General features: G+C 45.9%; 4 protein-coding genes. 2 read left to right on the plus strand and 2 right to left on the minus strand.

What is annotated here, in order from left to right; genetic code table 11:
• Positions 1-110 precede the first annotated feature (110 nt).
• Complete coding sequence (locus QUA42_RS27170; protein WP_333141746.1) at positions 111-485, plus strand: 2OG-Fe(II) oxygenase family protein; 375 nt, start codon at positions 111-113, stop codon at positions 483-485.
• A 166-nt stretch (positions 486-651) separates the two neighbouring features.
• Positions 652-1,551: an Npun_R2479 family HD domain-containing metalloprotein gene (locus QUA42_RS27175; protein ID WP_333141740.1), complete on the plus strand. Its 900-nt coding sequence runs from the start codon at positions 652-654 to the stop codon at positions 1,549-1,551.
• On the opposite strand, the gene QUA42_RS27180 is transcribed toward QUA42_RS27175, so the two are convergent.
• The gene (locus QUA42_RS27180; RefSeq protein ID WP_333141742.1) at positions 1,524-3,032 is read right to left on the minus strand and encodes a B12-binding domain-containing radical SAM protein; all 1,509 of its coding nucleotides are present in this window, start codon (positions 3,030-3,032) and stop codon (positions 1,524-1,526) included. The genes QUA42_RS27175 and QUA42_RS27180 overlap by 28 nt on opposite strands.
• A gap of 84 nt (positions 3,033-3,116) precedes the next feature.
• A complete protein-coding gene (locus tag QUA42_RS27185) occupies positions 3,117-6,656 on the minus strand; it encodes a WD40 domain-containing protein (RefSeq protein WP_333141744.1) in 3,540 nt (1,179 codons plus the stop codon).
• Positions 6,657-7,421: the final 765 nt, after the last annotated feature.

The following is a 7,421-nucleotide window of genomic DNA, read 5'->3' on the forward strand; positions in this document are numbered from 1 at the left end:
CCTTTTCCATATCTTTGAGGGGCAGTTTTAAATTATTCATCTTTTTATTGTCACAATCAAGTATTGCATATAATTGTCTCCTAGTCTTGATGATCATTTAGGATTGCTATATTCTCAAGCAGGATGATTTAGGTGGCTTGCAAGTGAAGACAAAATCAGGCTGGATTGATGCTCCCCCGATCGCCAACTCATTTGTTTGTAACATTGGGGATATGCTCGATCGCCTCACAGGTGGACTTTATCGGTCTACTCCTCATCGAGTCAAGAATGTGTCAGGACGAGCTCGCCTCTCATTTCCATTCTTCTTCGATCCCAATTTCAATGCTGAACTCCACCCGATCGAAATCAAGGGAGCGATCGTTGATGATAACAAGAACGAACGTTGGGACAAAGCCAGCGTTCACGAGTTTCGCGGCACTTACGGCGATTATGTCCTGAGCAAAGTTGCAAAGGTTTTTCCCCAATTGCGCCAGGAAGTTTTTTAACACTCCCCGATCGCACTCAACTAAACACTGAACCAAATACTGAACCAAGCACTGAACCATCCACCCTAAATACATCCTGCATTCTAGAGATGTGGGAAGCATGGTTAACCAATGTTGCTTTCCCCAACTGATGAGTCGATCTAAGTAATTACTGAGGGGTAGCGAGATGTTCAATCCTACAGAAGCGATGGTTAATACTTGCATTGAAAGGTTGCAACACGGTTATCGCCAGACTTACGGCAGTCTTAGGCCCGATTGTATGGAGATCCTTGATTGGGCTGGCAATATGGCTTTGGAAATGATTGCCAACAGTGACGCACCCTATCACAATGTAGAACATACCGTTTTAGTAACGCTGGCAGGTCAGGAAATTTTACGAGGCAAGCAGATGCTTGAAGGTAATGTTTCCTGTAAAGATTGGTTGAACACGATCGTCTCTTTGCTGTGCCACGATATAGGCTACGTTAGGGGAATTTGCCGACAAGACAGACCTTCAGAAGAAACCTATGCTACAGGTGTAGGGGACACTACTGTCTATTTACCTTTGGGTTCGACTGATGCCTCGTTAACTCCCTTTCATGTAGATCGAGGAAAACTCTTTATTCAGGAACAATTCAGCGATTTTTACCCGATCGATCGCGAAGCTTTGAAGCGCAATATTGAGCTAACCCGTTTCCCAGTACCAAAAGATGAAGAACATTCAGATACCAACAACTATCCTGGTTTAGTAAGAGCGGCCGATTTAATCGGTCAACTTGCAGATCCCCGCTACTTACAAAAAATTCCTGCCTTATTTTACGAGTTTGAAGAAACTGGTGCTAACAAGGCTTTTGGTTATCACTGTCCTGCTGATTTGCGGAAGAACTACCCAGCTTTTTTCTGGAACGTTGTCTCTCCCTATATTAAATCCGCCCTGCGCTACTTAGAGGTAACACAATCTGGCAAACAGATTATTGCTAACCTCTACGCCAATGTATTTCGGGTAGAACACGCTAACGATCTTCTTTCCCAAACTATTAGCTTGCGGTCTAAAGGGGTTCAATTTTCAACTGCTGCAATGTTTTGAGCTTCATCAAAAGACAGATGAAATCGATCTTGACACCATCTTTCTACCACGGCTTTAGCCGTAGAACGAACTTCCAAGCTGGTCGTGTCAGCAAAACGATCGAGCCATTCAGTGCGGTTATAGAACTCATTGTAAGCTTGATGCGTCAGCTCCAAGAGGCGATCGCTTGGTAACTCTTTGGTTTCATAAAGGATTTCTCCCCAATAGTTTTTACTATCTTTAAGCATTCGCTCGGCCCAGGCAGTAGGTGGCTCTCCCCGATCGCAGACTCGATCGAAAAATGGCGTTCCCGGGTAGATTTCTAAAGGATAGAAATGAGCAAAATCTAAATTGAGGTATTTGGCAAAAGCCATCGTTGTTTCAATATCCGAGGCTCTCTCATCCGGTCCTCCTAAAATAAAAGTTCCTGCCAGTCGCATATCGGGTACTTTACTCTTGACATTTTCACAAGCTGCGATAACGATCGCAGTTGTTAAATGCTTGTTCAGACTTTTGAGTTGGCGATCGGAACCTTTTTCAATTCCCATATTGATTTGACGGCAACCTGAGTTATACAGACTGTGCAGGCTTTGAGAATCTAAGGCTGCAACGGCATCACATCTCAGCTCCATCTCCCATTTAATCTCACCTACTTCTGCGATTAATAAATTACAAAATTTCTGAACTTCTTGATTTAATGTTATAGATTTCACAAACAGACAATCATCATAAAAAATAAATCCAGTAATTTGAAAACGTTCCACACATTCTCTCATTTCAGCAAAGAGCCCATCTAAGCTCCGACGCGCAACTTGATTCCCGCGCAACATAGGCGAAACACAAAAGTTGCAGTGATAGGGGCATCCGCGAGATGAATAGATCGGTGTGATGAAGCCATCAAATACGTTTCTGCGTAAAGAAGGGCGATAGCGATGATTTTCTAGTAAATGTCTTGCTGGAAAAGGGATTCGATCGACATCTTTAACCACTGCGATCGATGCAACTTCCTCTCTATGCCAAGACACACCTGGTATCGAAGTTCCCGTATTGCCTGCGTGTAAGGCATTGACTAGAAGAGGAAAAGCTTCTTCTCCGTCACCGCGGATTATCGCTGTCGCCTCCAACAGATCGAAGAAAATAGGTGTTTGGCTGGGCATAGAAGCAAAAGGACCGCCATACACAATAGGTATTTTCGGATATTGTTTTTTTAGTGCTTTGGCTAAAACATAGATCGATTTAAGAGCCGGCGTGGTTGTTGGTCCAACACCCACACATTTTAAAGGGGTAATATTCTCTAATTTTTCATTAAGATACTGTTGGAATTTTTCGAGGCCTACAGGACTTTGCGAGCCGCAGTCTAAGGCACAATCTAGGATCGCAACGGAAAATCCTTTCGCTTCCAGACTTGATGCAATGTAAGCAAGACCGATCGGGGGAATGATGCCGCTACCTGCTCTGCGATGATAGGGTGGATGAACTAGCAAGACATCTACAAATTCCATGTATTTCTTTGTGTTTCTTTGCCAAGGCATTAATCAATATTAAACTACAAATCACTAAAATTTGAGTTATGTTTTACCTACATTTTAGGTGACAATTTCTGTGTAATCCTCCATGGCTCCTAAATCTTTAAGCACGGCTTTCTGAGCCTCTGTTACTCCTGTGACGCCAGTGATATTCATGCGTTCGTAGGGTCGATCGCTCCTTAACGTCTTCACGCACTGACCGGCCTGCACTGACCAGAACTTTATAGTTTCATCGCTGCTACTGGTGGCTAGGGTTCGATCGTCGGGACTAAAGGCAACCGACCAGATAATTTCGGCGTGTCCTTCCAGAACCTTCAGGCATTGACCCGTGTCTACATCCCACAGCCTAACACTGCGGTCAGTTCCGGCACTGGCAAGCAGATTGCCCTTGTGGCTGAATGCGACCGACCACACGGAGTTAGTATGTCCTTCTAGTGTGGCAAGGCATTCCCCCGTGCTAGCGTTCCACAAACGAACGGTGCGATCGGCACTTCCGCTAGCTAGGATATTACCGTTAGGACTGAACGCCACTGACCAAACACGGCTGGTATGTCCCTGTAGAGTCTTGATACATTCACCTGTTTTGATATCCCACAGGCGCACGATTTCCTCATCGCTGCCACTAGCAAATATCTGACCGTGAGGACTAAACGCCGCCGACCAAACCCGACTGTTATGACCTGTGAGCGTGTTTTGACACTGACCCGTGCTCACACTCCACAAGCGTATAGTTCTATCTTCACTGGTGCTGAGAGCGATATTGCCATCAGGGCTGAAGGCTACCGACCAGACTCGGTTAGTATGACCTTGCAACGTCTTGAGACATTGACCGGTTTTGAGATCCCACAACCGGATGTTCCCGTCATCGCTACCGCTGGCTAATATGCTGCCGCGATCGCTGAAGGAAACTGCTCTAGTCTTGCCGATGTATCCTTGGATAGTTGTGAGGAATTTAGCTGTACCGATATCCCATAGCTGCACGCCTCGATCGTTCCCGATGCCAACGATATTGTCGCTGGGGCTGAAGGCAACCGACCACATCACGCTGGAATAGCCCCATATCGTCTTGATGGTTCTCTCTGTATTGCTATCCCGCAGCCTAATGGTTTGGTCTTCTCCACTACTGGCGAGGATATTACCGTCAGGACTGAAAGCAAGCGACCAAATGCGGTTGGTGCGTTCCTTGACTGTCTTGACAACCTGTCCGGTATTAACATCCCACAACCGGATGTTACCGTCATCCCCACTGCTAGCAAGGGTGCGACCGTCGGGATTGAACGCGACTAACCACACCTGTTCGGTGTGTCCTTGCAAAATCTTGAGGCATTCACCTGTGTTGGCATTCCACAAGCGCACGGTTTGGTCGAAGCTACCGCTAGCCAGGGTATTGCCATCGGGGCTAAAGGCGATCGCTGTGACCGAATTGCTATGTCCGTTTATAGTTTGCAAACACGCACCTGTTGTTGCATCCCACAACTTAATCGTCCCATCTCCGCTACCGCTGGCGAGAGTGCGGCCGTCGGGACTCCAGGCCACTGACCACACCCAATCGCTGTGTTCTAATAAAATTTTCAGGCATTGACCTGTGTTGGTATCCCACAAGCGAATCGCGCGATCGTTACTACCGCTGGCGAGCAGGCTGCCATCACAGTTGAAAGCAACCGACTTCACCCAACTGGTATGTCCTTGCAACACAAGAACGCATTGACCGGTGCTGACATCCCACAGGCGAACGGTTTGGTCTTGGCTGCCGCTGGCGACAATTCGACCGTCGGGACTGAAAGCGATCGCCCAGGGCCAATCACTGTGACCCCGACAGGTCAACAGCGGTTCGCCATCTGTGACTCTCCACAGGCGAATGTCACCATTGGCAATCCCCGCCGCTAGCAACCTGCCATCGGGGCTAAACGCCACAGCAGAAACAGTTCCAAAAGCTTGAGTAAAGACAGATTTGGCTAAATCGGCACCAGCAAAATTCACTTCTGGCAAATTCCATCCTTGGAGGTAAGCTTGCCAAATGGTGAGATGGGAAAAATCCTGTCCTCTTAAATCCGTCTCTAGTTGGCGGGATAAATTCAGTATGTTTCCCGCTACATATCCAGCTCTTTGCGGAAACTTTTCTCGCAGAGTCGAGATAATTTCAGTCAATCGGGCTTCTAAACCGATTTTATTGCCCAAACTATTGATTAATCTATCTTGAATCGGTTGCAGAATCAGGCGGCTTTGACTTTCTCTAACGTAGTCTTTAGCTAACGCCTTCATGAGAGAGTGGCTGTTAAGTATTTCAATATTTTTTTCGATAATTTCTGCACAAGCTATGTTAATTAATCCTTCTGTTACATATTCCAGGATGACTGGCTGCAATCCGAAGGCTGCTTTGGTTTTTTCCAAAGGTAACAATCTTTGTAAAGATTGCAAAGTCGAAGTTATTTTCTCTTTAGCTAAAGGAGATAAAATATCTTCTCTTAGTTCGGAAAGCGATGATTGTTCGCGATTAATTGCCAGCCAATAAACGATTTCTTTTTCGTCATGCGATAAGCGTTCAAAATGCCAATCTAATAAATCTCGCAAGTCATTAAATAAAGGTTTTCCCTGGCTTAAAAATTCCGACAAATCGCCAAAAAATACTTCTTCAATATGTCGGGCGGCCAGTTCTAGAGCGAGGGGATTGCCATTATAAAACTCTACAACTTCTTTCCATTCTGAATCCGAACCCAAAAAATTGCCGATTTCATTAAAAATTCTCTGTCCGTCCGACTCATTCAAACCGCTTAAATTGAGCGATCGCACTGGTTTTGCTTTACCTTCTAGTAGCGCAATTTCGTGGGGTTTTTCCCGGCTGGTGAGCAGCAAGCAGCTTTGATGGGGGACTTCGCCAACCCGCCTCAACAACTCACCGTATCCTTGATATCCTTCTCGATATTGCCCCGCCCCTTCCCCGCCTTGCAGAATTGACTCTGCATTGTCCAGGATTACCAAACAGCGAGACTCGCGAAAATAGTGGATCAGCAGTGATATTTGAGCGTTTAAAGTGTCCGGTAAATCGGTTTCTTTTTGGTCCGAGAGGAGTTTAATTAAGTCTGTCAGAATGTCTGTTACTGGTGGAGCATTCAGCAGAGAGCGCCAAATCAGATAGTCAAATTCATCTTGAATCCCTTTTGCTAATTCCAAAGACAGATCGGTTTTGCCAATGCCACCCCTTCCCAACTTCACCGATAGTTGGGTTTTACCAATACCGCCCATGCCCAAAATTGCCACCAGCCGGCAGCGATCTTTGAGCACCCATTGCTCTAGTGTGGTAAGTTCCTCAGCACGTCCAAAAAATACGGGGACATCGGGTGCTTCCCCCCAATCTTGACATTTTGTAGCAATTAATTCTTCCGATTCGGCAACATCTTCTTCGCGGGCTCCGACAGCCTGACAAATCAGGATAAATGTCTCGGATTGAATAGGCACTCGCCGCCAAAACCGCCTTAAGGTTGCTTCGGAAGTCAGGGCAGTTTCGTACCAAGACACTGAGTATTTTGTCCAGCCTTTCTGCTTGCGCAGCCGATCGACAATTTCTAGTCCTTGGGTTGAGGCTCTAACAGAATTTACCATAATTGTTTATTCTTAAACTTATCTTTTATTGTTTAAACGGCTTCTAAAAACCTGGACAAACCTACCCACAGGTAATTTGAGCCCACGTATTAAGTCTGCGGTGTAACTTGAGCTCGATCGCCACGCTTAGCTTGCGCTTGGCAGATACCCGACATCGCTGCTCGACATCAGCCTTAACCAGTGGCGCCCAGTTAGAGACAAGGGTAGTAATCGTGTCTGCGATTAACTACCGAGCACCGACCGACAAACATATTAAATTGATACCAAGCGCCCCATACGTGCTTCCTAGGGTTCACCCCTAGGTAGGCGGATACGGGGCGCGGCAATCTCTCACTGAAGTTCATACCTCTCCTGGCAATTGCCCAATTCAGCAGCAATATCCCAGTATAGTCTATACATCCGAGCGTATTTAACCAGTCCAATTAAACTGGTGTAAGCACCGATTGCGACTAAATAAAGAAATGCCACGATTGGATAAAATCGACTCCAAAAGCTGATAAAAACGACTCGGGGCCGAGCTAGACAGCATCCGAGCATACTTGGCACTTTTCTCCCTTAACTGTGCTTTCTTACCAGTAAAATCTAAGGATTCGCAAACAATCAGACAAGCGAAGGCACTAGCTAATTCAGCTAGCTGCAAGATGGCATCTACAATTTGAGCATCTTGTTTGCCATGAGGCAAACCCCTTCTATAGCAATCCTAAATGATTTTCTATATTTATAAACAATCCTAAATAATTTTCTGTGTGTAAGTATATTGACGTA

Source organism: Microcoleus sp. Pol11C2 (assembly GCF_036701505.1).
GTDB lineage: Bacteria > Cyanobacteriota > Cyanobacteriia > Cyanobacteriales > Microcoleaceae > Microcoleus.